The organism is Natrinema longum, from assembly GCF_017352095.1.
Lineage (GTDB): Archaea > Halobacteriota > Halobacteria > Halobacteriales > Natrialbaceae > Natrinema > Natrinema longum.
Genome location: NZ_CP071463.1, coordinates 2,433,637 through 2,454,838, shown reverse-complemented (window position 1 = coordinate 2,454,838; position 21,202 = coordinate 2,433,637). Strand labels below are relative to the sequence as shown.

At 62.4% G+C, this 21,202-nt stretch carries 20 protein-coding genes, 3 tRNA genes, 3 rRNA genes and 1 pseudogene; 9 read left to right on the top strand and 18 right to left on the bottom strand.

Going from position 1 to position 21,202, the window contains the following annotated elements:
* The first annotated feature begins 74 nt into the window (after positions 1-74).
* Positions 75-368, top strand: coding sequence for a stress response translation initiation inhibitor YciH (yciH, locus tag J0X27_RS12120; RefSeq protein WP_006183677.1), 294 nt, complete (start codon positions 75-77; stop codon positions 366-368).
* A 184-nt stretch (positions 369-552) separates the two neighbouring features.
* Here the strand turns inward: yciH and J0X27_RS12115 are convergent, their stop codons facing one another.
* Positions 553-918: a rhodanese-like domain-containing protein gene (locus tag J0X27_RS12115; RefSeq protein ID WP_207269438.1), complete on the bottom strand. Its 366-nt coding sequence runs from the start codon at positions 916-918 to the stop codon at positions 553-555.
* Between the two features lie 154 nt (positions 919-1,072).
* Between J0X27_RS12115 and J0X27_RS12110 the strand changes: the two genes are divergently transcribed.
* Entirely contained in the window at positions 1,073-1,315 is a 243-nt protein-coding gene (locus J0X27_RS12110; RefSeq protein ID WP_207269437.1) for a PLDc N-terminal domain-containing protein, read from the top strand.
* Between the two features lie 51 nt (positions 1,316-1,366).
* Here J0X27_RS12110 and J0X27_RS12105 read toward each other — a convergent pair whose 3' ends face one another.
* The 7 genes and pseudogenes from J0X27_RS12105 to J0X27_RS12080 form a co-directional block, all read right to left on the bottom strand.
* Complete coding sequence (locus J0X27_RS12105) at positions 1,367-1,966, bottom strand: NUDIX hydrolase (RefSeq protein WP_207269436.1); 600 nt, start codon at positions 1,964-1,966, stop codon at positions 1,367-1,369.
* A 202-nt stretch (positions 1,967-2,168) separates the two neighbouring features.
* Positions 2,169-2,579, bottom strand: a complete 411-nt coding sequence (locus tag J0X27_RS12100) for a DUF5809 family protein (RefSeq protein ID WP_207269435.1) — start codon at positions 2,577-2,579, stop codon at positions 2,169-2,171.
* Between the two features lie 25 nt (positions 2,580-2,604).
* Positions 2,605-3,048 carry a DUF5810 domain-containing protein gene (locus J0X27_RS12095; RefSeq protein ID WP_207269434.1) on the bottom strand — a complete coding sequence of 148 codons (444 nt, stop codon included), beginning with the start codon at positions 3,046-3,048 and terminating at the stop codon, positions 2,605-2,607.
* A 43-nt stretch (positions 3,049-3,091) separates the two neighbouring features.
* Positions 3,092-3,565 (bottom strand): ribosomal protein S18-alanine N-acetyltransferase, encoded by a 474-nt coding sequence (gene rimI / locus J0X27_RS12090; protein WP_207269433.1) that lies wholly within the window; start codon positions 3,563-3,565, stop codon positions 3,092-3,094.
* A gap of 108 nt (positions 3,566-3,673) precedes the next feature.
* Positions 3,674-3,802, bottom strand: a complete 129-nt coding sequence (locus J0X27_RS18120) for a hypothetical protein (RefSeq protein WP_277410051.1) — start codon at positions 3,800-3,802, stop codon at positions 3,674-3,676.
* Positions 3,799-4,271: pseudogene (locus J0X27_RS12085) on the bottom strand (DUF892 family protein). The gene J0X27_RS18120 and the pseudogene J0X27_RS12085 overlap by 4 nt, the downstream one beginning before the upstream one ends.
* A 162-nt stretch (positions 4,272-4,433) precedes the next feature.
* Positions 4,434-4,727: a DUF6360 family protein gene (locus J0X27_RS12080; protein ID WP_207269432.1), complete on the bottom strand. Its 294-nt coding sequence runs from the start codon at positions 4,725-4,727 to the stop codon at positions 4,434-4,436.
* A 531-nt stretch (positions 4,728-5,258) separates the two neighbouring features.
* On the opposite strand from J0X27_RS12080, the gene J0X27_RS12075 reads away from it, so the two are divergent.
* The 3 genes from J0X27_RS12075 (at position 5,259) to J0X27_RS12065 (ending at position 6,304) form a co-directional block, all read left to right on the top strand.
* Positions 5,259-5,399, top strand: coding sequence for a hypothetical protein (locus J0X27_RS12075; RefSeq protein ID WP_207269431.1), 141 nt, complete (start codon positions 5,259-5,261; stop codon positions 5,397-5,399).
* A 56-nt stretch (positions 5,400-5,455) separates the two neighbouring features.
* Positions 5,456-6,151 (top strand): DUF7119 family protein, encoded by a 696-nt coding sequence (locus tag J0X27_RS12070; RefSeq protein ID WP_207269430.1) that lies wholly within the window; start codon positions 5,456-5,458, stop codon positions 6,149-6,151.
* Positions 6,152-6,230: 79 nt separating this feature from the next.
* Positions 6,231-6,304: transfer RNA gene (locus J0X27_RS12065), tRNA-Lys, on the top strand.
* A gap of 484 nt (positions 6,305-6,788) precedes the next feature.
* On the opposite strand, the gene J0X27_RS12060 is transcribed toward J0X27_RS12065, so the two are convergent.
* The 7 genes from J0X27_RS12060 to J0X27_RS12030 all read right to left on the bottom strand — a co-directional run bounded on the left by J0X27_RS12060 (position 6,789) and on the right by J0X27_RS12030 (position 14,308).
* Positions 6,789-6,864: transfer RNA gene (locus tag J0X27_RS12060), tRNA-Cys, on the bottom strand.
* 131 nt (positions 6,865-6,995) lie between these two features.
* Positions 6,996-7,117 (bottom strand): 5S ribosomal RNA (gene rrf / locus J0X27_RS12055).
* 129 nt (positions 7,118-7,246) lie between these two features.
* A 23S ribosomal RNA gene (locus J0X27_RS12050) occupies positions 7,247-10,167 on the bottom strand.
* 228 nt (positions 10,168-10,395) lie between these two features.
* Positions 10,396-10,467, bottom strand: a tRNA-Ala gene (locus tag J0X27_RS12045).
* Between the two features lie 134 nt (positions 10,468-10,601).
* Positions 10,602-12,075 (bottom strand): 16S ribosomal RNA (locus J0X27_RS12040).
* The 16S, 23S and 5S rRNA genes sit together here with 2 tRNA genes alongside, the layout of an rRNA operon.
* A 406-nt stretch (positions 12,076-12,481) precedes the next feature.
* Positions 12,482-12,775, bottom strand: a complete 294-nt coding sequence (locus tag J0X27_RS12035; RefSeq protein ID WP_207269429.1) for a PadR family transcriptional regulator — start codon at positions 12,773-12,775, stop codon at positions 12,482-12,484.
* A 516-nt stretch (positions 12,776-13,291) separates the two neighbouring features.
* On the bottom strand, positions 13,292-14,308 hold the full coding sequence (locus tag J0X27_RS12030) for an NADP-dependent oxidoreductase (RefSeq protein ID WP_207269428.1): 1,017 nt from the start codon (positions 14,306-14,308) through the stop codon (positions 13,292-13,294).
* Positions 14,309-14,438: 130 nt separating this feature from the next.
* Between J0X27_RS12030 and J0X27_RS12025 the strand changes: the two genes are divergently transcribed.
* Positions 14,439-15,158 carry a carbonic anhydrase gene (locus J0X27_RS12025; RefSeq protein ID WP_207269427.1) on the top strand — a complete coding sequence of 240 codons (720 nt, stop codon included), beginning with the start codon at positions 14,439-14,441 and terminating at the stop codon, positions 15,156-15,158.
* Positions 15,159-15,176: 18 nt separating this feature from the next.
* Here the strand turns inward: J0X27_RS12025 and J0X27_RS12020 are convergent, their stop codons facing one another.
* The 3 genes from J0X27_RS12020 to J0X27_RS12010 form a co-directional block, all read right to left on the bottom strand.
* Positions 15,177-17,636 carry a DUF2309 domain-containing protein gene (locus J0X27_RS12020; protein ID WP_207269426.1) on the bottom strand — a complete coding sequence of 820 codons (2,460 nt, stop codon included), beginning with the start codon at positions 17,634-17,636 and terminating at the stop codon, positions 15,177-15,179.
* Positions 17,626-19,122, bottom strand: a complete 1,497-nt coding sequence (locus J0X27_RS12015) for a proton-conducting transporter transmembrane domain-containing protein (protein ID WP_207269425.1) — start codon at positions 19,120-19,122, stop codon at positions 17,626-17,628. The genes J0X27_RS12020 and J0X27_RS12015 overlap by 11 nt, the downstream gene beginning before the upstream one ends.
* Positions 19,123-19,425: 303 nt before the next feature.
* Complete coding sequence (locus tag J0X27_RS12010) at positions 19,426-19,887, bottom strand: Lrp/AsnC family transcriptional regulator (protein ID WP_207269424.1); 462 nt, start codon at positions 19,885-19,887, stop codon at positions 19,426-19,428.
* An 83-nt stretch (positions 19,888-19,970) separates the two neighbouring features.
* Between J0X27_RS12010 and J0X27_RS12005 the strand changes: the two genes are divergently transcribed.
* The 3 genes from J0X27_RS12005 (at position 19,971) to J0X27_RS11995 (ending at position 21,167) form a co-directional block, all read left to right on the top strand.
* The gene (locus J0X27_RS12005; RefSeq protein ID WP_207269423.1) at positions 19,971-20,189 is read left to right on the top strand and encodes a hypothetical protein; all 219 of its coding nucleotides are present in this window, start codon (positions 19,971-19,973) and stop codon (positions 20,187-20,189) included.
* Positions 20,190-20,300: 111 nt separating this feature from the next.
* The gene (locus tag J0X27_RS12000; RefSeq protein ID WP_005554588.1) at positions 20,301-20,495 is read left to right on the top strand and encodes a cold-shock protein; all 195 of its coding nucleotides are present in this window, start codon (positions 20,301-20,303) and stop codon (positions 20,493-20,495) included.
* A 261-nt stretch (positions 20,496-20,756) separates the two neighbouring features.
* A complete protein-coding gene (locus tag J0X27_RS11995) occupies positions 20,757-21,167 on the top strand; it encodes a cupin domain-containing protein (protein ID WP_207269422.1) in 411 nt (136 codons plus the stop codon).
* Positions 21,168-21,202 lie beyond the last annotated feature (35 nt).

Sequence of the window (21,202 nt, the reverse complement as noted above, 5' to 3'; positions counted from 1 at the left end):
CCTGAAAAAGAACCACGCGAAGGCATGCGGGTCCCGATAGTGTTTAATATGCCCGTTTCATAGCAACGAACGTAATGTCGGAAGTCTGCTCGACGTGCGGGCTGCCCCAAGAACTCTGCGTCTGCGAGGACGTGGCCAAGGGCCAACAGCAACTCAACATCCGCATTGACGAGCGCAGATACGGGAAAGAGGTAACGATCGTCGAAGGATTCGATCCGAAGGACGTCGATCTGGACAGTCTCTCGTCGGATCTCAAGTCAAAATTCGCCTGTGGCGGGACCGTCGAGGACGACCAGATCGAACTCCAGGGGAACCACACCGGCCGCATCGAGGAGTTCCTTCGGGACCGCGGCTTCAACGTCGCCTAATGCCCGCAATGCTCTGAGACGACTTCCGAACCCACGACCGCGCCGCCGCTCTCGAATCGTTTCTTATTTCGCATCTCGACCAGTCGCGACCCTCCCGGAGAGTCGCGGTCGCTCGTCTCACAGGTAGTCGATCACCCTCGCAAGGAGCTGGCTCGAAACGACGGCGTGACCTCCGCTCGGGGCGTCAGAACGGGGATTCGCGTCCGGCCGGTTCGTCCTCGTCTTCCGCCTCACGGACGAGCCCGAACTTCATCCCGTACTTGTCGAGACCACCCGCCATGCTCTCGACGCGTGCGTCGGCGGTCCCCTCGTAGGAGCCGATGAGCTGTGCAGCCTGCACGCTCGCCTTCCCGTGGGGACAGACGGTGACGATGTGGTCGTCGTCCTCGAGTTCTTCGATGCGCTCCGTGAGTTCGTGGAAGGGGATGTTCTCGCTGCCGGGAATGTGGCTGTGTTCGAAATTCCGCTCGTCTCGGATGTCGACGATGCGAACGTCGGCATCCGCCTCGAGAAGTTCCTTGACCTCGTCGGTGGAGATTTCGCCGTCCATTACCGTGACAGTGGGTATCGACGTGAATAAGAATACGGATTTGGCCCCCTACTGGAGCCGCTGGCAGTTCGATTACGGCTCGTCGGCTATCGATCCCGTAGCCAGAACAGAAAACATATATTGGAGTTGTCGTCTCTTTCACATACTGGTCCCAATGAGTGTACTCGTTCCGATGCAAGGCGGTGGCGGTGCGATCGTTCTGTTCGCGCTCGTGTTGTTCGTCATCCAGATCGCGGCGCTGGTGTGGGTGTACACCGACGCCCAGACGAACAGTCCACACAGTGCAGCGCTCTGGACGCTCGTCGTGTTCTTCGGCGGGCTCCTCGGCCTCTTACTCTACGTCCTCCTCGGTCGTGGACGGACCGGTGGACGGTCCGGGCACGGCACCCAATTTTAGGGGCGAACGCGGTCTCTCCCCCTGTGGAGGGCTGCCGACATCGGTCGCAGGTTAGAGTACCCCGTCCGCTTGTGCCACCAACAACCCTCCTAGCGTCGCATCGTTCGACGGCTGTTCGCGAGCGCGCTCGAGGGCGTCGCCCACCGGCACCGTCGTCACCTCGAGGAACTCGTTGCTGTCGAGTTCCCGGTCGCCGGGCTCGAGCCCCTCGGCGTAGACGATCGCGCGATCGTGTCGTAAGACGCCGGTCGCGACGGCGTACTCCTGTAGCAGGGCCGTACTCGACGGCCGAAAGCCGGTCTCCTCCTCGAGTTCTCGGGTGGCCGCTGTCGTGTATGACTCCCCGTCCTCGACGATTCCCGCGGGCAATTCGAGATGGGTCTCGCGGATCGTCGGTCGGTACTGTTCGACGAACAAAAGACGGTCTTCGTCCGTCCCGGTCCCAGCACCGCCGTCGTCACTCCACTCCGCGTCCGCGAGGACGCGTCCGTCGATCCGCGCGACCACGACGACGGCGGCGGGCAGGTCCGCCCAGTAATATCGCTTCTCGCTGCCGTCGGGTTGTCTGAGGAGGTCGTAGCCGCCGTCGTACCAGCCCGTCTCGTACTCCGTCCGCTCCTCGAGTAACTCCCAGTCGTCGGGTACTGTCATCGGGCGAGAGTGGGGGCTCGAGGGGATAATAGGTGATGGTCGCCCCATCACTACTGGGATCGGTCACGAACGCACTGCTCGCTGGCAACCGGTTCAGTCACCTCGAGCCACTCACGGATGTCACCACCACGTCGTCCAGTCGTTCCCGCCGAACCGGTCCGGGTCCGAACCGTTGAGGTCCGATCGGCGTTCGAACTGTCACCTATACCAGGTCGCGATACAAGCGTCCGAACGCCTGCCGCCGGAGCGTCGCCACCGCCGCCGCTTCCTCGTTCTGGAACGTCGCCGCGACGGCCTCGCCGTCCGGTCCCGCATGCCAGACGACGTGGTCGACGTCCTCGTGGCCGACCGTCGTCACCTCGCCGTCGTAGGAGTCGCGCCAGTCTTCGAACTCCTCGCGGTTTCCGACGCGGACCTCGAGGAGGCTCGCGAAGAGGGCGTCCCGGGCGGTTTCGACAACCTCGCTCGTGACACGGTCGTCGTACTCCGCGCGGTCGAACGCCATGGCCTTCGTGACCTCCCGGACGACCGTCTGGGCCGCGGGGCCGACCGACTCGTACTGTGCTCGTGCGTCCGCGGCCGATTCGAACGTAAACGTCCCCACCGTGTGCATACCCGAACAGTCGGTGGACGGGCAGTTACGCGTTTTCGTTCCCGCCGGGGTCGTCCGGATCGTCAGCGTCCGATTTCGCTCCGTCGGCCTCGTCACTCGAGGACTGCATTTCGCGAGTCAGTTCCGCGGCTTCCCGTAGTACGGTCTCGGTTTCAGTCGTCATCGATCCGCGGCCTGGTTGGCGGCTCTGGCGGGCGATTCCATCCTCGAGCGAATCGGGTCGACCGGGCTCGTGGCCGTGGTCGTGGCCGTGACTCCCCGCTTCGAATTCGGGGGTGTCGATCTCCGTCGCGTGTGGACTGACGATCTCGCCGAGTTCCTCGGGGGTACACTCGCCCCAGTCGGGGGCGTGTTCCGCGAGCCACTCGCGGTGTTCCTCGCGACCGAGTGACGCAGTTATCGCGAGGTGGTTCGCGAGATGAACCGCGTCAGCCTCTTCGACAGCACAGACCGGACAGGCGTATCCCATAGCTCGACGTACGGTTGCAAACGGGAAAACGTCCCGCAACTCGCTATCCTAACTTGCGAATCATGACGATCGCGTCCTCGCCGTCGCCGTAGTACTCGGGGACCCGACGGAGGGGATCGAAACCGAACTCCCGATAGAGCCGTTTCGCCCCGTCGTTCGAGCACCGTACCTCGAGTTTGACCGTCCCGACACCGTGGGCAGCAAGCACGCCGAGCGATCGAGACAGAAGTCGCGATCCGACGCCGTTCCCGCGGTGGTCGGGATGGACGGCGATGTCTTTGACGTGGCCCAGCGCACGGCCGATCTGTTGGGTCACGTCGGCGACGACGTAGCCGGCGACCTCGCCGTCAGCCTCCGCGACGAGAAACCCCGGCTCGCCGAGGAACCGATCGAAGGCATCGTGTGGCCAGGGTTGAGAAAACGAGGCGTTCTCGATACGAACGACCGCGAGGAGGTCCGCACGCTCCGCGGGTCGGATCGACAGCCCCTCACCGTCCTCCGGTACGGGCGTTGTCACACGTGACAGTTACGCGTCGAACAGTAAAAGCCGTACGCGTCCCGGCAGCCTCGAACCAGAAACCGATTACCGGCCTCGAGCCGGCGCGAAACGGACGGTTGAACGGAACTACTCCTCCTCGAATCGTTCCTCGCTCCCCTCCTCGCCGATGGTAGTCGTCGACTCCTCGTCTTCACCAGCGTACTGGATCTGTTCCTCGCCGTCCACGGCATCGCTGTCGTCGACGATATGGATCACTCCGCCGGGATCGCCGCCATCTCGAACCCTTCAGTCAACTCCTTGCGCTCGTCGAGGGCAGCCTATTCCTCCCGAAGGGTTTCCTCAAGCAGATCGGTCGCCTCGTCCATACCGAGTTGGTCCGCGAGCGGAATCAGGTTGCCGTAGGCAGCGCTCTCGTAGTGTTCGGTCTTTTCGGCGGCTGTGATAGTCCATCACCTCCTGGGCGGACTCCATCGACGTGAACTCCTCGAGTAATCCTTTGATACCTCACACTCCTCTCGGGTGGCTCGCCGAACACGTCGAAGACTTCCTCGAGACGGTCGATCTGACCCTGGGTCTCCTCACAGTGCTCGGAAAACGCCTGTGAGATGTCGTCGCTCTCGGTATCGCACTCGAGGAACTCGAGTGCGTCGACGAGGTGGTCCTCCGCGTGATAGATGTCCTCGAGGCCGTGCTGGAACAGGTCCTGAATCGTGTCTATACTCATGGTATACCCAGCTCCGCCGTTCAGCCGCCGAGTGAAAAAGCCGGTCGTCTGCGACGGGAGGTGCCAGCGGCCGAATCGTGACGCCTCGAGACCAACAGGAGCCACTGAAACGATTTCCACACGGATCGCAACGCTGTCGTGCGGTCAGGTGTGCAGTGACTGTCAGTGGCTGCTATCGCCCCCAGCGTCTTCGACACGGTCGGCATGCGTTTCGAGATCAGCGGCCACCGCACGAGCCTGTGCCGGAGTCAATTCGAGTTCGATCATATGCTTCGGGAGGTGCGCCTCCGAGAGGTTGTCGAGTTCGAACTGGAGACGAACACCGTCCGGATTCTCGCGGTCAGCGGTCGCGTTCACGACGGCGACCGACTCCCACTCGAAACTCTCGCCGATCGCTTTCCCCTCGACGTAGTCCAGCGTCGTCCGCGCGTTGACCGTCATCAATCGATCGGACATGTCAGTTCGATCCTCGCACCCCGATCACTTATACTGGCGGCCGTCACGAGTCGTCGAAACCGGACTTCGATCGAACCGTCTTCGACTCGACTCCCACCCGAGCGTCCCCGGATACACCCAACCGTATCATATATTTACTATCAACTCCGAAAATCACCGACCCGAGTGCCACACGTATCGGCCTATTTTGCCACAACTCGATCGCCCTCGAACGACCGCTTCCTTGAGCGGGGCGACGAACCGACGATTTGACGACGGACGGTCCCGACCGCGACTCGTCTTCGATCGCTCTGTGTCGTGCGATGATCGCGGTCCCCATTGATTCGGACGGACGAATCCGTTCGTTCCACACGAATCGATCCCGGAGCTATCGGTCACGAGCGGACGACTCGAACGGTCCCCACTCGTCACCCGGACGTGTCAAAAGGAAAATCCGTCAGAGATAGCGGCATAATCCTCCCGTAAGACCGAGCAGGGGTATCGCTTGCGGCCGAAGCGATACTTATGATGGCGGGATTCGAACGGCTATCTATGAGTGATGCAGCCGAATGCAAACCAGAGCCGATCGAGCAGGAAACCGAGGAGCGTGACGACGCCCACCTCGACGATATCGAGGAAGGGGCCGGCTGTACGGAGATCTGGGAGCACCTCGCCGAGCAGCGCGAGGAGTAACACGAGCGTTTCGCCACGGCAACGACCTTTTGACAACGAACCCCGTACCGAGAGCCATGACTGACAACCGGCCCGGTGATCGTTCGCCCCGCCGTGGCGAGACCGGTCGATCGATCCCGACGGACCGCGAATCCCCCGTCGGTGCACCAGTTATCCGGGGCGACGAATCGGTCGCCGGGACCCGTGCTCGGGAAGCCGTCCAATTCGATCCCGATAACCCGGAGAGCCTCGCGGACGCCGCCGAAACCGTCCGTCAGTTCGCTGCCGGGAACACCAACGACGACCACCTGTACATGCTCCGCGGCGCAGCCGCCTGTGCCGCCCTCGTGCGCGGCGAAGGCTCCTACAAAGCCGCCGCCGAACGCGCCGGCGGTGACGCCACCGTCTCGTTTATCCGCAAGTGGGCCCGCGTCCACGATCTTCCCCGATCGGTTCGCAAACAAGTCGCCCTCGGTCGGATCGCTCCGACCGCCGCCAAACACATCGCCCGTGTCGGCGGCGAAGCGCGTCTCCTCCTCGCATGGGCCATCCTCGACGGCGACCTTACCGTCCGCGACGTCCGCAGCGCCGCCAGCGCCATCAACGACGGAACCCCCATCGATCAGGCCCTCGCAGAACACGATGTCGTCCTCGGCCGACTCGAGATCACCCTCTCACCGACTACCTACCGTGATCTCCGCCGACGTGCCTCCATCGACGGAATCACTCCCGGCGAACTCGTCACCGACGCACTCGAACAGTACTTCGAGTAAGACAGTCTCTGACCGATACCCTCTCTCGGCAGCGGAGAAAGAAACGTTTAACCGCGACTCCCCGAAAAGGGAAACCACGGGGCCGGTAGCTCAGTCTGGCAGAGCGTCTGGCTTTTAACCAGACGGTCGCGTGTTCAAATCGCGCCCGGCCCGCTTTCTGACGGCGAACAAATTCGTGAGCCGTCAGCAACGGATCCGAAGGGATTTGAACGCAGGGAACACGCAGTGCGAGCGACCGTGTGTTCAAATCGCGCCCGGCCCGCTGTTACTACGAGCGAACTCGCGGGTGACAAAACGGCTACGCGTGATTTGAAGCAGATGAGTCGGAGCCCAGAAGTGAGCGAAGCGAACGAACCGGAACATCTCGGCGCGTAGTTCGAACGCATCCGGCACGCTTCTGAGAGGAACAACCCGTGACGAGCGTAGTGATCGCGACGGTTGGTCGTAGTCCAGAAATGACGTGATGCGGGGGAACGGGCAAGCGTACGACGTGTTTTGCTCCCTCCGCTCGTCATCAATACGACGAACTAGATGATGGATCGAGGGCTAGTTCGTGACGAGTTTAAAAACTGTTATCCGGGAAAGCACGATCGAAGCAACGACTAGCGGTATTACTCTGCAAGAGAGAACCGAGTGAAGCCAAGGGCCGGATTTGAACCGGCGGTGGGCGGCTCTGCAGGCCGCTGCGTTCGGCCGGACTCTGCCACCTTGGCGCGTTTTATCGTTGTTACTGCGTTCGTTTAAGCATAGCGGTACGGCACAATCGTTGGGAGAGGAATATACTGCAAGTATATGCAGAAAACCCCACACAGCCGGCGCTGTGTGGGGTTGAAAGTAGTATGAGTGGTGGCGGCGAAACGGATTTCCCAGAGGGTCGCCCACTCCAGTACTCACCGTAACGCAGGCGAGCTTATCTTCCGTGTTCGGGATGGGTACGGGAGGTTCCTCGCCGCTGTGGCCGCCGTAATGCCGATCAACGGAATCGAACCGTCGTCATTCCAATATCGGTCGGTGTGTCCAAGACCGTAGTATACGTGTAGTCCAGTTTGCGTCCGGACCCGTTCTCGCGTCACGGATCCAATGCGATGTAGTATGAATGTGTGGCTCGATCGATTAGTGCTCGCGGGCTCAACACCTCGTTGCCTTGGTGCGTACACCCCGAGTCTATCGAACTCGTCTTCTACGAGTGATCTCTGTGGTATCTCTTTTTCAGGTGGGTTTCGAGCTTAGATGCGTTCAGCTCTTACCCCGTGGTGCGTCGCTGCCCAGCACGTGCCCTTCCGGACAGCTGGTACACGAGTGGCACCCAATCGTAGTTCCTCTCGTACTATACGATCGTTCCCGTCAGATACCGTAACACCCCCAATAGATAGCAGCCGACCTGTCTCACGACGGTCTAAACCCAGCTCACGACCTCCTTTAATAGGCGAACAACCTCACCCTTGCCCGCTTCTGCACGGGCAGGATGGAGGGAACCGACATCGAGGTAGCAAGCCACCCGGTCGATATGTGCTCTTGCGGGTGACGACTCTGTTATCCCTAAGGTAGCTTTTCTGTCAGCAATTGGCCGCATCAAGCAGCCTAATTGGTTCGCTAGACCACGCTTTCGCGTCAGCGTCCGTCGTTGTGCCGGACACTGTCAGACTTCCATATGCTCTTGCGCTCTTTTCCGCGTCTCCGACGCGGATGAGGAAATCTTGGGGCGCGCCCGATATCTTTTCAGGCGCGTACCGCCCCAGTCAAACTGCCCGGCTACCAGTGTCCTCCGCCAGGAGTGAGAGTCGCAGTCACCATCGGGTAGTATTTCAATGCTGGCTCGGTGGCCCGCTAGCGCGGGTACCTGTGTACCGCCTCCTACCTATGCTGCACAATGGCGACCACGTCTCAGTGACAGCCTGCAGTAAAGCTCTATAGGGTCTTCGCTTCCCCTTGGGGGTCTCCAGACTCCGCACTGGAACGTACAGTTCACCGGGCCCAACGTTGGGACAGTGGCGCTCTCGTTGATCCATTCATGCAAGCCGCTACTGAAGCGGCAAGGTACTACGCTACCTTAAGAGGGTCATAGTTACCCCCGCCGTTAACAGGTCCTTCGTCCCCTTGTACGGGGTGTTCAGATACCTGCACTGGGCAGGATTCAGTGACCGTACGAGTCCTTGCGGATTTGCGGTCACCTATGTTGTTACTAGACAGTCGGAGCGCCCGAGTCACTGCGACCTGCCTCTTCGCGAGGCAGGCATCCCTTATTGCGAACGTACGGGACTAACTTGCCGAATTCCCTAACGTCGGTTGATCCCGACAGACCTTGGCTTTCGCCGCCATGAGTACCTGTGTCGGATCTCGGTACGGACAGTGTGCTCGCCTTTTCACGGGCTCTGGGTAGACCTGACTTACGCGATCCTGCCATTCGAACGCTTCGTGCCATTACGGCTTCCACGCTCTTCGACAGTTCGACCGGGCGAAAGCCCGGCTCAGGCGGCCCCAAAGCGTCAGCTTTGAGTGCACACTGGCATAGGAATATTAACCTATTTCCCTGTTGTCTGCTTCGACTTACGGGCAGACTTAGGACCGGCTAACCCTCAGCTGATCAGCATTGCTGAGGAACCCTTACTCGTTCGGCCGTCGGGGTTCTAACCCGACTAACGCTGCTACTATGACCAGGATTTTCGTTACTGAACGGTCCACACGAAATCTCTTCCGTGCTTCCACCCGAACAGAACGCCAACCTACAAGATTGCGGTGTGAGCCGCACTGCTAGGTCTCGGTGGTAGACTTGAGCCCCGATCATTTTGGGCGCCTCAAACCTCGGCCGGTAAGCTGTTACGCTTTTCTTAGAGGGTAGCTGCTTCTAAGCTCACCTCCCGGCTGTCTAGGGCTTGAGACCACCTTCGATCGCACTTAGTCTACACTTGGGGACCTTAACCCAGCTCTGGGTTGTCTCCCTCACGGTACACAGGCTTACCCCGTGCACCGGACTCCCTGCGTCAAACGGCGTTCGTAGGTTCGGAGTTGGACAGGGGGGCGCACTCCTCTCGGAGTGCGGTCCCCCAATCCGTCGCTCTACCCCACGAACTACCTCGGCAGAGGTCATGCTTCGACATGTTTCGGTTGGAACCAGCTGTTTCCGGACTCGATGGGCCTTTCACCCCTACACAAAGGTCACGAGAGGGTATTGTAGGACACCAACTCTAACAGACTTCCACGTGCCTTTCGGCACGCTTCATCTTGCCCTTGCGTAGATCGTCCGGTTTCGGGTCGTGCCCGTTTGACTCCCCGCGCTTGAACACGGTGGCCCTGGTGCAAAGCACTGCGGCCATATCGGTTTCCCTGCGCCTTCCTCGATAATCGAGTTAGACTCGTCAAACAGGCACACTCCCTGGTTCGTTTTTCAAAACGTACGACAGAACACCGGCTTCCCAAACTTCCTACTAGAGGCTCGCGCCTCGCTCGTTTTGTCCGGGACCTTGTGTGCCCTGTCGCTCCATCGCCAACTGATTTCACGCCCTATTGCACCTCCCTTCGTGGGGTGCTTTTCAGCGTTCGCTCACGCTACTTGTTCGCTATCGGTCTTGAGGAGTGTTTAGTCTTCGCGGTCGATGCCCGCGATATTCACGAGGGATATCCAACCCCCGATACTCTGGAACTGACTCGTCTCTTACTCGTCGACAATACGGGACTGTCACCCTGTTTCGTGCTCTATTCCAAGAGACTTCGTGTCGGCTTTCGGAAAGTGATCGTCAGTCCGAACACCACATTGCCCGTGAGGGCTTCGGTTTGGACTCTGTCGCGTTTATTCGCCATTACTAACGACATCGCGTTTGCTTTCTTTTCCTGTCGATACTAAGATGTTTCAATTCTCGACGTTCCCCATTGCGCGAAGCAATTGCGGTGGGGATTCCCATTCGGAAATCCTGAGTTCTTCGCCTCCGTGCGGCTCCCTCAGGCTTATCGCAGCTTGGCACGTCCTTCATCAGCTCTCAAGCCGAGCGATCCACCAGCTGGCACAGTAGCCACGTTCATCGGATCGGCAGTCGTAACGGATGTTACAACCACGTAGTGACCCGGGAACGGGTCCAGTGGACGCCTGGACTACACGTACACACGGTCTCATCTGCACGCCGTAGACGCGGCATGCATTAACCCTTCCCACCCGCGTTTACACGGGGTGGTGCATCGGTTCGTTGTTCGGATTAGATCGAAATCGGCTAACCCACTTAAGGGGCACGATTCGATCGTCCTCCGAGACATGGACCCACAGGGATTCGAACCCTGGGCATCCTCCTTGCAAAGGAGGCACTCTACCACTGAGCTATGGGCCCACGTCCACCCTCTCGGGCGGACAGAGCGTATCATGTTAGCCTCGGTAGTTCAAAGGTGCCCGATCGGCCAGACGCTGGTCGATCGAACGTGAAACCGCTAAGGTGGGCTGGGGCGACGCCCCAGTCCCGGTCTGTGGAGGTGATCCAGCCGCAGATTCCCCTACGGCTACCTTGTTACGACTTAAGCCCCCTTGCGGAGCCCAGATTCGACCGACGTTCCGTCGGCCTCATCCGGACCCCACTCGGGTGCTTTGACGGGCGGTGTGTGCAAGGAGCAGGGACGTATTCACCGCGCCCTTCTGAGGCGCGATTACTACCGAATCCAGCTTCATGAGGGCGAGTTTCAGCCCTCAATCCGAACTACGACCACGTTTCGGAGATTAGCGTCCCCTCTCGGGGTTGCATCCCACTGTCGTGGCCATTGTAGCCCGCGTGTCGCCCAGCACATTCGGGGCATACTGACCTACCGTTGCCCATTCCTTCCTCCAGTTTGGCACTGGCAGTCTCCCTAATGTACCCAACCACCACAAGGGTGTTGCTGGCAATTAGGGACGTGGGTCTCGCTCGTTGCCTGACTTAACAGGACGCCTCACGGTACGAGCTGACGGCGGCCATGCACCTCCTCTCAATGGCTCCAGTAAGATCATCAATCTGACCTTCACTGCACATTGTCGATGCTGGTGAGATGTCCGGCGTTGAGTCCAATTAAACCGCAGGCTCCTCCGGTTGTAGTGCTCCCCCGCCAATTCCTTTAAGTTTCATCCTTGCGGACGTACTTCCCAGGCGGTCTGCTTCACGGCTTCCCTACGGCACAGCACAGGCTCGTAGCCTGTGCCACACCTAGCAGACATCGTTTACAGCTCGGACTACCCGGGTATCTAATCCGGTTCGTGACCCGAGCTTTCGTCCCTCACCGTCGGATCCGTCTTTCCAGAGCGCTTTCGCCACCGGTGGTCCGTCCAGGATTACGGGATTTCACTCCTACCCCGGACGTACCCTCTGGATCTTCCGGTCCCAAGCCACACAGTTTTCACCGGACGCCTGCGCGTTAAGCGCGCAGATTTCCCGACGAACTTGCGTGGCCAGCTACGGACGCTTTAGGCCCAATAATAGCGGTCATCACTCGTGCTGCCGGTATTACCGCGGCGGCTGGCACCGGTCTTGCCCAGCACTTATTCTGCGACCACCTTACGGTCGCAAAAAGCGAGGACTATATGCCCTCGCACTCGGAGTCCCCTTATCGCACTCGCGTGCAGTGTAAAGGTTTCGCGCCTGCTGCGCCCCGTAGGGCCCGGTATCTTGTCTCAGATACCGTCTCCGGGCTCTTGCTCTCACAACCCGTACCGATTATGGGCACGGTGGGCCGTTACCCCACCGTCTACCTAATCGGCCGCAGCCACATCCTATAGCGCCTGAACGTTTCCGGTTCACACCACTCCAGGTGTCGAACCGTATTGGCTATTAGCCTCAGTTTCCCGAGGTTATCGCCGTCTATAGGGTAGTTTGGCCACGTGTTACTGAGCTATCTGCTACGAGTCTGAACTCGTGCAACTAGCATGGCTAAATCGGACTCCAATAGCAATGACCTCCGGCAGGATCAACCGGAATGCTATATTACTCCCCGTGTGGGGAGGGTCTGTTGGCGGTGAATGTTAGTACACACTCACACATAATGGGTCCACGTTCGATGACACGGATCGTCGACCGATCGAGCGTCACCGAACTACCAAGGCTAACATCAGATCCCATCTGTACGGCGGACCGCAGGGGTGGAATCCTCATCTCTTGCGGATGTAATCGTACGCCGTCCGGGGTACATAACCCCTTCGGGTTCGATCCATCCGGGATGACGGAACGAGTTGAACGTTCCATCGATCACGTCTTCTTCGGATATATCTGTAATCGCCGACCACTACTTAAGGGCTACGAACCGTTGATCCAAAGAGAGGGAATACCACACGAGGACACGAGTAGATATACTCGAGAAGATCGATTGAGAACGGGTACGCAGCCCTTACTCCGAGTCTGAAAGACGATCGCCAACGTACTGGTTTTCCCACTCTCGCCGGGCGTCGAGTTCACGCCGGCCACGAGCCGTGATCGTGTAGTAATTCGTCCGTTGGTCGAGTTCCCCTTTCTCGACGAGGCCCTTGTCGACGATATCGTCGAGGTTGGGATAGAGTCGGCCGTGATGGATCTCTTTCTCGTAGTACTCTTCGAGTTCCGCTTTGATCGCGAGTCCGTGTGGGTCGTCCTGCCCGGCGATTACGTACAGCAGATCACGCTGGAAGCCAGTGAGATCGTACATATCAGTGCTTCGGGCCACCATAATATAAACATTCCGAGAACTGGTGGAAAAAAGAGTAGGATACAGAGAAGTCGTATCTGATACGCTAGCAAACGACCGTCGCCTGCCCGCTCACTGAAAGCGCTGAGAGTCACGTTCCAAGTGGGATATCGATCGACGTGTTCGGTCGCTCTTCGAGCAACCCGATCGGAGGAATATTTATCGTCAACGATGAATCCCGGGAAATCGACGCGATACCGTGTCGGTGGCCAAGGTAGGGTACTTTTGAGACAGTGGCCAGCTGGTCGTCTCGATGGGACGGGTATCGTAACTAATCTAGGCTCGAGGCACCGACAATCGTGTCGCGAGCGAGACGCATGAGCCATACCGGTTAGAGGTCGCTAGCCGTTCGGGAAACGGACGGCAAGGAGAGGCTTCGCGAACCCGTTGGATTCGGTAACGAGAGTCCGATTCCGGTCTACGTGATGGGACCGAACCCGGCGACAGCGCCTGCCACAGTCGAGACGGGAATCGGAGTTAGCGGTCGTACTCGGCGACCTGAACCAGTTGCTTCCCGATGTTGTCGCCCTCGAACAGGCCGAGGAACGCGTCGGGTGCGTTCTCGAAGCCCTCGACGACGTTTTCGCGGTACTGCACGTCGCCGTTCTGGACGAACGTCGAGAGCCGCTCGAGGGCCTCGCCCCACCGGGGCTGGTAGTCGCTGACGAGGAGCCCTTGGACCGTCGCGCGGGACTCGATGAGTTTGGCGAGTTTCCGCGGGCCGGTCGGGACCTCGGTTGCGTTGTAGAGCGCGATCTGGCCACAGACCGCGACGCGGGCGTCGACGTTCAACCGGGGCCAGACGGCGTCGGTGATCGGGCCGCCGACGTTGTCGAAGTAGACGTCGACGCCGTCGGGGCAGGCCTCGTCGATCGCGGCCGAGAGGTCGTCGGTCTCCTTGTAGTTGATCGCGGCGTCGAAGCCGAGGTCGTCGGTGAGCCAGTTGATCTTCGCCTCGCTTCCGGCGGTACCGACAACTCGTGCACCCGCGAGGCGGGCGAGTTGGCCGACGACGGAGCCGACCGCGCCCGCAGCGGCGGAGACGACCACCGTGTCGCCGGGTTTCGGATCACCGACGTCGTTCAGCCCCCAGTAGGCCGTGACGCCGGGCATTCCGAGGACGCCCAGCGCGGTCGAGATCGGTCCGTGGTCGGGGTTGACTCGCTGGAGTTCGTTCGCGTCCGCAACGGCGTGCTCCGCCCAGAGGAGGTCACCAGTGACGATATCGCCCTCGGCGAACCGGCCGCTGTTGGACTCGAGGACTTCGCCGACGACGCTGGCTTTCATCGGGTCGCCGACGTCCCAGGGTTCGGCGTACGATTCCGCGTCGCGCATGCGCCCGCGCATGTACGGGTCGACTGATTGATATAGCGTCTCGACCAGTACCTCGCCGTTGTCCGGTTCGGGCCGGTCGACGGTGACGAGCTCGAAGTTGTTGTGAGTTGGTTCGCCGACGGGTCGACTTGCAAGTTGCCACTGTCTGGTTTCTTCCATACCCACTTATCGAGACGGTCATAGGTGAATATTTGGCTCGCGGAACCTCGAGGCGTCGGCGCGATAGCCGTCTTCCCACGATGGGACACTGGGGTCGAACCTTTTTCATCACCGTTCATGTAGCTCGAGTATGGGAACCGATCGCGATACCCTCGAGCGGTTACTCGCCGGCAACCGCCGCCACGTCGAGTCGCTGCCCGAGGAGTACTTCGCGGACGTCCAGACCGGCCAGCACCCGTCCGTCGTCGCGGTCTGTTGTTCCGACTCGCGGGTCTCCCACGAGGGAATGTGGGACGTCGATCGGCCGGGAGCGGTCTTCACGCCCAGCAACATCGGGAATCAGGTCTGGGACGACGACGGCGGCGACCGGATCGTCGACGGCGGGGTCCTCTACCCGATTCACCACACCGGGACCGATACCGTCGCCGTCGTCGGCCACACCGGCTGCGGAGCCGTCACCGCCGCCTACCGGGTCGCGATCGGCGAGGACCCGCCCGGACCGCGCGGCGTCGACAAGTGGGTCGATATGCTCGTCCCCGTCGTCGAGGAGGCCCTCGAGAGCGAGTATATCGACCGCGATGCCGACGACGAGGCCGTCATCAACCGGCTCGTCGAGTACAACGTCGACTATCAGGCCCGCTCGCTGTGTGCCGCCGACGAGGTCCCGGACCGGGTCGACGTCTACGGCTTCGTCTACGACTTCCAGGGCGTCTACGGCGACGAACCGGGGCGCGCGTATCTCGTCAGCGTCGACGGCGAGACCGACCCCGACGTCCTCGCCGATCGGGTGCCGGCGGGCGACGAGTCGGCGGTGAAAAGTCTGCTGTACGGCGACGAATCGGTGGAGTGACGGCGACCGCGAGGAGCGTCAGTCGTCGGCCGTCGACTCCGCGACCGGCGTCGTCTCCGTCGGCGTCGCCGCCTCCGGGGTTGCCTCCTCGCGATGGCTCGCCCACTCGAGGTCGCCCGCGTAGTGGAACGACTCGTTATCGCGTTCGGGATCGACGACGGTCAGATCGCCGATCCACCCGTTGTCGAGCAGTTCTCGGACGTCCTCGTGGTCGCGGAGGATCTCGGTCACGCGCTCGCGGGGCGCGTGGATCACCGCGGTCAGGCGCAGCGGCTGGTGGAACGGACGCTCGTCGTCGAGTTTGAGCGACTGTAGCGGCAGGCCGGTCAGCAGGTCGCCGCCGTTGCCCTGGACGACGCCGACGTTGCCCACCGGGTTCTGGGTGACCTTCGAGCCGCTCCCGTAGACGCCGTTGTCGACCGTCGCGAAGTAGTACTGGTTGTTGATCCACTGGGTGACCACGAGCGGTCCCGCCACGATCGCCTCGAGGGCGTCGCCGTCCGGGTCGACGGACCAGTCGTAGGAGTGGAGGAACGCGCGGCCGTCGAGGTTCCGGTCGGCGGTGAGTTCGCGCGGCCCGATGACGAAGGAAGCGTTGCCGGCCAGCCCCCACTCGGGGCGGGTCTCGGCCCAGTCGGCCGCCTTGCGCTCGACCTCGTCGACTGCCGCCTCGTCGTCGGCCGACGCGGTGCGCTCGGCGGCGGCCCCGGTGCGGGCGCGAGCGAGGTCCGCGCGCAGGGACTCGAGGTCCTCGCGGTGGCTCTCGGGCACGTCGTCGTCGAAGAGGGTGATCTCGTCGGTCGTCGTGTTGTGTTCGCCCGCGAGGAAGACGGTGTCCTCGGGGATGTCGATCCCGCGCTCACGGAGCGTCGCTCTGACAGAGGTGTCGTTACAGATCGCCGCGAGGACGCGGGCGTTGGGCCCGCCGGGGTTGCCGGCGCAGGCCCCGCAGTCGAGGCTCGAGCCGAAGGGGTTGTTCGTCGTCTCGCTGGCGTGGCCCGCGAAGACGACCAGTCGGGCGAACTCGGTCCAGCCCATGAGTTCGAAGGCGTTTTGGGCGTACTCGACTTTCGCCTCGTGGCTCAGCCCCTGCGGGAGGTCGTGGTCGGCGTGGTCGTGATCGTCGTACGCGTCGTAGTCGACGGCGGGCGCGGCGGCCTCGTGGCGGCTCGGGACGCGCTCCGCGATGGCGGACTCGAGCGTGGCGATCGTCGACGGCGACAGCGTCCGGGCCGCCATCGCCGAGCCGTAGGCGCTGCCGGCCCCCTCGACGAAGGTAAAGGCGGCGACGAGGTTGGACTTGAGCGTCGTGAAGTGGTTGCGCGCGGCCGTGGCGAGCCCGGTCCAGCGGTCGCGGGCGGTGGCTGACTCGGCGTCGGCGGGTCGGTCGACGACCCGGTGTTCGGGGTCGACGATCGGCGGGCAGGCGTCGGTGTCGGCCGGGGCCTCGTAGCCGCGGTGGCGCATCGGCACGCCGAAAAAGCCCGCGTAGCCGTGGGTTTCGTAGGGACCCTGCGCCTCGATGTGGCGGCGGATCACCTCCGAGCGGGTGTCGATACAGAACACGAGCTGGGCAGCCGGATGGCCGCCGTCCCCGGCGGTTGCGGGATCGGTCACGGCGTCGTCGATCCCCTCGAGGAGCCGCTCGCGGTAGCTCTTCTCCCAGGCGGTCAGCCAGATCTCGGGCAGCGGGACCGCGTCGGCGTCGTCGCCGTCGGTCCCGTCGCCGGCGTCGAGATCGATCGGCGCGTCGAGCAGGTCCGCGATCGTCAGCCGCACCGCGAGGTACTGGGCCAGCGTGATCGGGTACTGCGCCTGCCACGGGTCGACGTCGTCGTCGGTCCGCTGGACGACGAACCCGCTCCAGCCCGGCAGCGCCGCGAGGTGGGCCTCGAGGATGTCGACCCAGCGCCCCTCGGGGTAGTCACCGAGGACCGACTCGAGCGCGTCGATGGCCGTCTCGGGGAGGTCGTCGGCGTCGGCGGGGCCGGGCACGTCGCCGTCGTGGGGGGCCACCGCGCGCCACGCTCGGTAGAACCCGTCCTCGCGGTTGGGCATCGGCCACTTGGCCTGGCCCTCGTCGAGGAAGGCCGCGAGCCACTTCGAGAGGACCCGATCGACGGCCTCGGTCGCGTCGCCGGGATCGGCCGCGTCCCGGGCCGCTTCGGTCTCAGCCAGTTCCTCGAGCAGCGTCTCGGGGTCGCGGTCGATCCCGTGGGCCGCGAGTTCCGCTCGGAGCGTCTCGGCGTCGATCCGGCCCGACTCCCAGGCGCGGCGGAAGACCGACGGGTGGGGGTAGCCCCGCCCGCCGAACAGTTCCTCGGCCTCCGCGACGGCGCGGTGGAACGGCTCGTCCTCGAACCCCGAGAGGGGGTTGGCCGTGACGAACGAGTGCAGCGGCCAGACCGAGCCGATGCGCTCGGCCGCGCGGTCGATGCTCGCTTCGATGCGACGGGCGTCGTCGGTGTTACGCGTCATTGTATTCCTCCGTGCTGGTGAGGACGGTCGACGGATCGGGTTGGGAGACGTTCAGCAGGGCGACGTAGAGGCGTTCGCTCGAGCGATACCAGCCCAGTTCAGCGACGAGATACGCCCCGACGAAGAGGGCGACGACGAGGTAGTGGACGACGGTCATCTCGGTCGAGACGTGAGTCATCGGGACGCCGGACAGCATCGACGAGACGGCGTTGAACATCACGGCGTAGCCGCCGATGGCGGTCAGGACGACCAGCGGGACGCTGACGAACCTGACCGACGTCGGCAGGGTCGAGCGCCGGAGGATGTCCCGGGCGGCGGTCAGCGTCGTCAGGACCACGACCAGCGTCAGGACGGTACCGCTGTTCAGCGTCAGGCTCGTCGCCTTCCCGGTGAGGACGCCAAAGAGCGCGCCGCCGCCGACGGCCGTCACGAGGCTGACGGCGATCCCGGAGAAGCCGAGTTCGGTGTGGCCCGCGTCTTTGGGAGCCGCGCGTTCGACGCCCGCACCCGACGAGAGGAAGAGATACGCCTTGTAGAAGCCGTGCAGAATGAGGTGGGCGATGGCCGCGGCGAAGAAGCCGAGCCCGCACTGGAGTATCATAAAGCCCATCTGGGCGATCGTCGAGCTGCCGAGCTTGCGCTTGACGTCGGTCTGGACGAGGATCATCGCCTGCCCGAGCAGGGCGCTGACCGCGCCGACGAGGACGATCGCCGACATGATCACGAGTTCGTCGCCGACCAGCGGCGCGAACCTGGTCAACAGGACCCCGCCCGCGTTGACGAAGCCGGCGTGCATCAGGGCCGACGCCGGCGTCGGCGCGGTCATCGACGACAGCAGCCAGCCGTGAAACGGCACGAGCGCCGACTGGATGATCGCCGCGAGGACGACCCCCGCAGCGGCGACGAGCACGACCGTCCGCGAGACGCCCTCGAGCCCCGCGATGATACCGGTGAGCGTCGTCGCGCCGGTCGCCCAAACCAGCAGTGCAACGGAGCCGGCGAGCAGGGCGCTGCTGGCGAGGAAGTAGCGGCGGGCGACCCGGCCGGCGGCTCCGGCCTGTGGCCAGTCGCGGACGTGGCCGATGAGGCCGGCCAGCAGCAGGCCCATCGCCAGCCACGCGGCCACGAACAGCGCGACGTGGTTCGCCGCGGTCATCGTCATGACGGCGAGGGTAAAGCCGAACACGCGGCCGAAGAACCGCTCGATGTCGCGGTCGCCGGCCATGTAGCGCCGCGAGTAGCTGTGGACGATCCCGCTGAAGAACGTGACCACGACCCACATGACTGCGGTCAGCCCGTCGATCCGCAGGAGCGTCGAAAACTCCCAGCCGGCTCCCCCTCGAACCGTCAACGCGAGAACCCCGAGGCTGGCCAGAAAGAGCGTCCAGACCGTCCAGGTCGCCGCTCGCGGCACGGCCGAACTCGGTGGCGTCGGTTCGGGGCGCTGTGCGACATCGTCGTCGATCGTTGCTGTGTCCTCGGTCATGTATCGTAGTCGACCAGCGCGGGATCGGGTCCCGTCGCGACGTATCGTTCGCGGCAACACTTGCTCAACTGGTCGTCTCTACTCCGAATATGACCAGAGCGGTTATTATAGCCTTCGGTACGAACAAATCGTTCGTCGCCCGCCAGCGCGGAACGCCACGAGGTTCACAAACGACTGCTCGAGGGTCGAACGGGCGGCTTTCGGGGAAAACACATCACGGAGTCGCCGCCGGCTGTCGATATGAGGGCCGCGAGCCCGGACTTGCCGAGCCGTTCGTCGGGATCGGCTCCCTCGACGGACTGGTTAGGAAGAGAACTCGTCGAACGAGGTCGATCGGTGGCTGCGAACGAGTACTTCGTCGGTGATCGTCAGTCCCATGTCCGCGATCCGTTGTGCGATCGGCGTGATTTCCCTGTCGTTTTCGACGACCACGGTCACGAGGAGGTTCTGCTCACCGGTGATCAATTCCTGAACCGAGACGACGCCCGAGATCTCGAGCAGGTCGTCGATGTACTCCCCCCGCTCCGGGATCGGTGCCGTACAGAACAACAGCATCCGGATCGGGTAGCCGGACTTCGTGTAATCGATGTTCGCGCTGTATCCCTTGATGACGCCCTCCGACTCCAGTCGCTGAATGCGCTTGCGGACCGTACTCGAGGAGGCGTCGGTCCGGTCGGCGATCTCGCTGGAGGAGAGGTTTCGCGCCTCCTCCTGTAACGCGTAGAGGATCTCCCGGTCGACCGCGTCCGGCTCGTACTCCGCCATACGCGTTCGTTGCCGCGGCGGCTATAAGGTACTTCGGCTCCCAAAACTCCGAATACTTATACTGGGAGCCGAAAGGGGCAGGCATGCGCGAACGACTCGAGTCGGACATCGGCTTCTACTACGCCATCGGCGGCTTCATCACCGCCGTGTTCGTCGTCGGGCTGGCGGCCTTTGCCCTCATCGATCCCGACGGCGTGGGAACGGTAGAACTGGTCGGGCTCTCGGTCGGATTCTTCCTGTTCATGCTCGTGTATTTCATTGCCATCTCCGTCCAGCGACTCGAGGGCGGGGATGGCATCTGATTCCGCCACACATCGCGGTATCTGTCGACTGTCACGCACTGTATCGACCGATTTCGGAGCTCGTCTCGAGTCGCAGGGTTTATCACTCCCCGGCCGTTCTCTTTAGAAGCAATGGCGAAAGGAACCGTTGATTTCTTCAACGACACTGGCGGCTACGGATTCATCGAGACTGAGGACGCGGACGACGACGTGTTCTTCCACATGGAAGACATCGGCGGCCCGGACCTGGAAGAAGGGCAGGAGCTCGAGTTCGACATCGAGCAGGCCCCCAAGGGCCCGCGCGCGACGAACGTCGAGCGCCTGTAAGGCGGAATTCGTAAACGGTATCGGCACTTGACTGCAGTATTTTATCCATTTCTGAGCGACAGCACTATCACCGGGCCGGCGAGCCGGACGACGAGCAGCGTCGCCTCGATCGCACAGTAAGCAGTTGGAGATCGGCTCCGCGCCGGCGGTCTGTCGGCTGCGGCGGTCGTCCCCGTGCGTCAGGCGGGTCCTCGAGGCACCGGGTGTGTGCAGTGTGAGCTGCAACCGGACAGTTTTGGGGCTCGAGAACCGACTTGGAGTATGACTGAGCCAGTACTGCGGCGCAGCAACGAAATCGAATACGAGACGGTCGACGCTGCCGAGGCCCTTTCGAAGGGCGTCCTCATCGCCGACGACCACGGCGCGCCGAACTTCGCGATTCGTCGGTTCGTCCTCGAGCCCGGTGGCGAGGTACCGAAACACACCAACGACGTCGAGCACGAACAGTACGTCCTCGAAGGGGAGTACACGGTCGGGATCAGCGATGCGCCGGAGGCGCATCGAGCAGACGGCGAAGCCGTCGACGGTGACGAGGAGTACGAGGTCGAGCCCGGTGACTCGCTGTTGATTCCCGCCGGGACCGTCCACTGGTACCGCAACGAGAGCGACGAGCGGGGCGCGTTCATCTGTGCCGTCCCGAACGGAGACGACGAGATCGAACTGCTCGAGTGAGTCGTTCAGTGGGTTAGAGCCGGTCGGGCTGGCCG

What these genes read in the sequence shown, in the direction of transcription:
- yciH (WP_006183677.1), top strand. Translation starts at nt 75, where the DNA reads ATGTCGGAAGTCTGCTCGACGTGCGGGCTGCCCCAAGAACTCTGCGTC.
- J0X27_RS12115 (WP_207269438.1), bottom strand. Translation starts at nt 918, where the DNA reads ATGGACGGCGAAATCTCCACCGACGAGGTCAAGGAACTTCTCGAGGCG.
- J0X27_RS12110 (WP_207269437.1), top strand. Translation starts at nt 1,073, where the DNA reads ATGAGTGTACTCGTTCCGATGCAAGGCGGTGGCGGTGCGATCGTTCTG.
- J0X27_RS12105 (WP_207269436.1), bottom strand. Translation starts at nt 1,966, where the DNA reads ATGACAGTACCCGACGACTGGGAGTTACTCGAGGAGCGGACGGAGTAC.
- J0X27_RS12100 (WP_207269435.1), bottom strand. Translation starts at nt 2,579, where the DNA reads ATGCACACGGTGGGGACGTTTACGTTCGAATCGGCCGCGGACGCACGA.
- J0X27_RS12095 (WP_207269434.1), bottom strand. Translation starts at nt 3,048, where the DNA reads ATGGGATACGCCTGTCCGGTCTGTGCTGTCGAAGAGGCTGACGCGGTT.
- J0X27_RS12080 (WP_207269432.1), bottom strand. Translation starts at nt 4,727, where the DNA reads ATGTCCGATCGATTGATGACGGTCAACGCGCGGACGACGCTGGACTAC.
- J0X27_RS12075 (WP_207269431.1), top strand. Translation starts at nt 5,259, where the DNA reads ATGAGTGATGCAGCCGAATGCAAACCAGAGCCGATCGAGCAGGAAACC.
- J0X27_RS12070 (WP_207269430.1), top strand. Translation starts at nt 5,456, where the DNA reads ATGACTGACAACCGGCCCGGTGATCGTTCGCCCCGCCGTGGCGAGACC.
- J0X27_RS12035 (WP_207269429.1), bottom strand. Translation starts at nt 12,775, where the DNA reads ATGTACGATCTCACTGGCTTCCAGCGTGATCTGCTGTACGTAATCGCC.
- J0X27_RS12030 (WP_207269428.1), bottom strand. Translation starts at nt 14,308, where the DNA reads ATGGAAGAAACCAGACAGTGGCAACTTGCAAGTCGACCCGTCGGCGAA.
- J0X27_RS12025 (WP_207269427.1), top strand. Translation starts at nt 14,439, where the DNA reads ATGGGAACCGATCGCGATACCCTCGAGCGGTTACTCGCCGGCAACCGC.
- J0X27_RS12020 (WP_207269426.1), bottom strand. Translation starts at nt 17,636, where the DNA reads ATGACGCGTAACACCGACGACGCCCGTCGCATCGAAGCGAGCATCGAC.
- J0X27_RS12015 (WP_207269425.1), bottom strand. Translation starts at nt 19,122, where the DNA reads ATGACCGAGGACACAGCAACGATCGACGACGATGTCGCACAGCGCCCC.
- J0X27_RS12010 (WP_207269424.1), bottom strand. Translation starts at nt 19,887, where the DNA reads ATGGCGGAGTACGAGCCGGACGCGGTCGACCGGGAGATCCTCTACGCG.
- J0X27_RS12005 (WP_207269423.1), top strand. Translation starts at nt 19,971, where the DNA reads ATGCGCGAACGACTCGAGTCGGACATCGGCTTCTACTACGCCATCGGC.
- J0X27_RS12000 (WP_005554588.1), top strand. Translation starts at nt 20,301, where the DNA reads ATGGCGAAAGGAACCGTTGATTTCTTCAACGACACTGGCGGCTACGGA.
- J0X27_RS11995 (WP_207269422.1), top strand. Translation starts at nt 20,757, where the DNA reads ATGACTGAGCCAGTACTGCGGCGCAGCAACGAAATCGAATACGAGACG.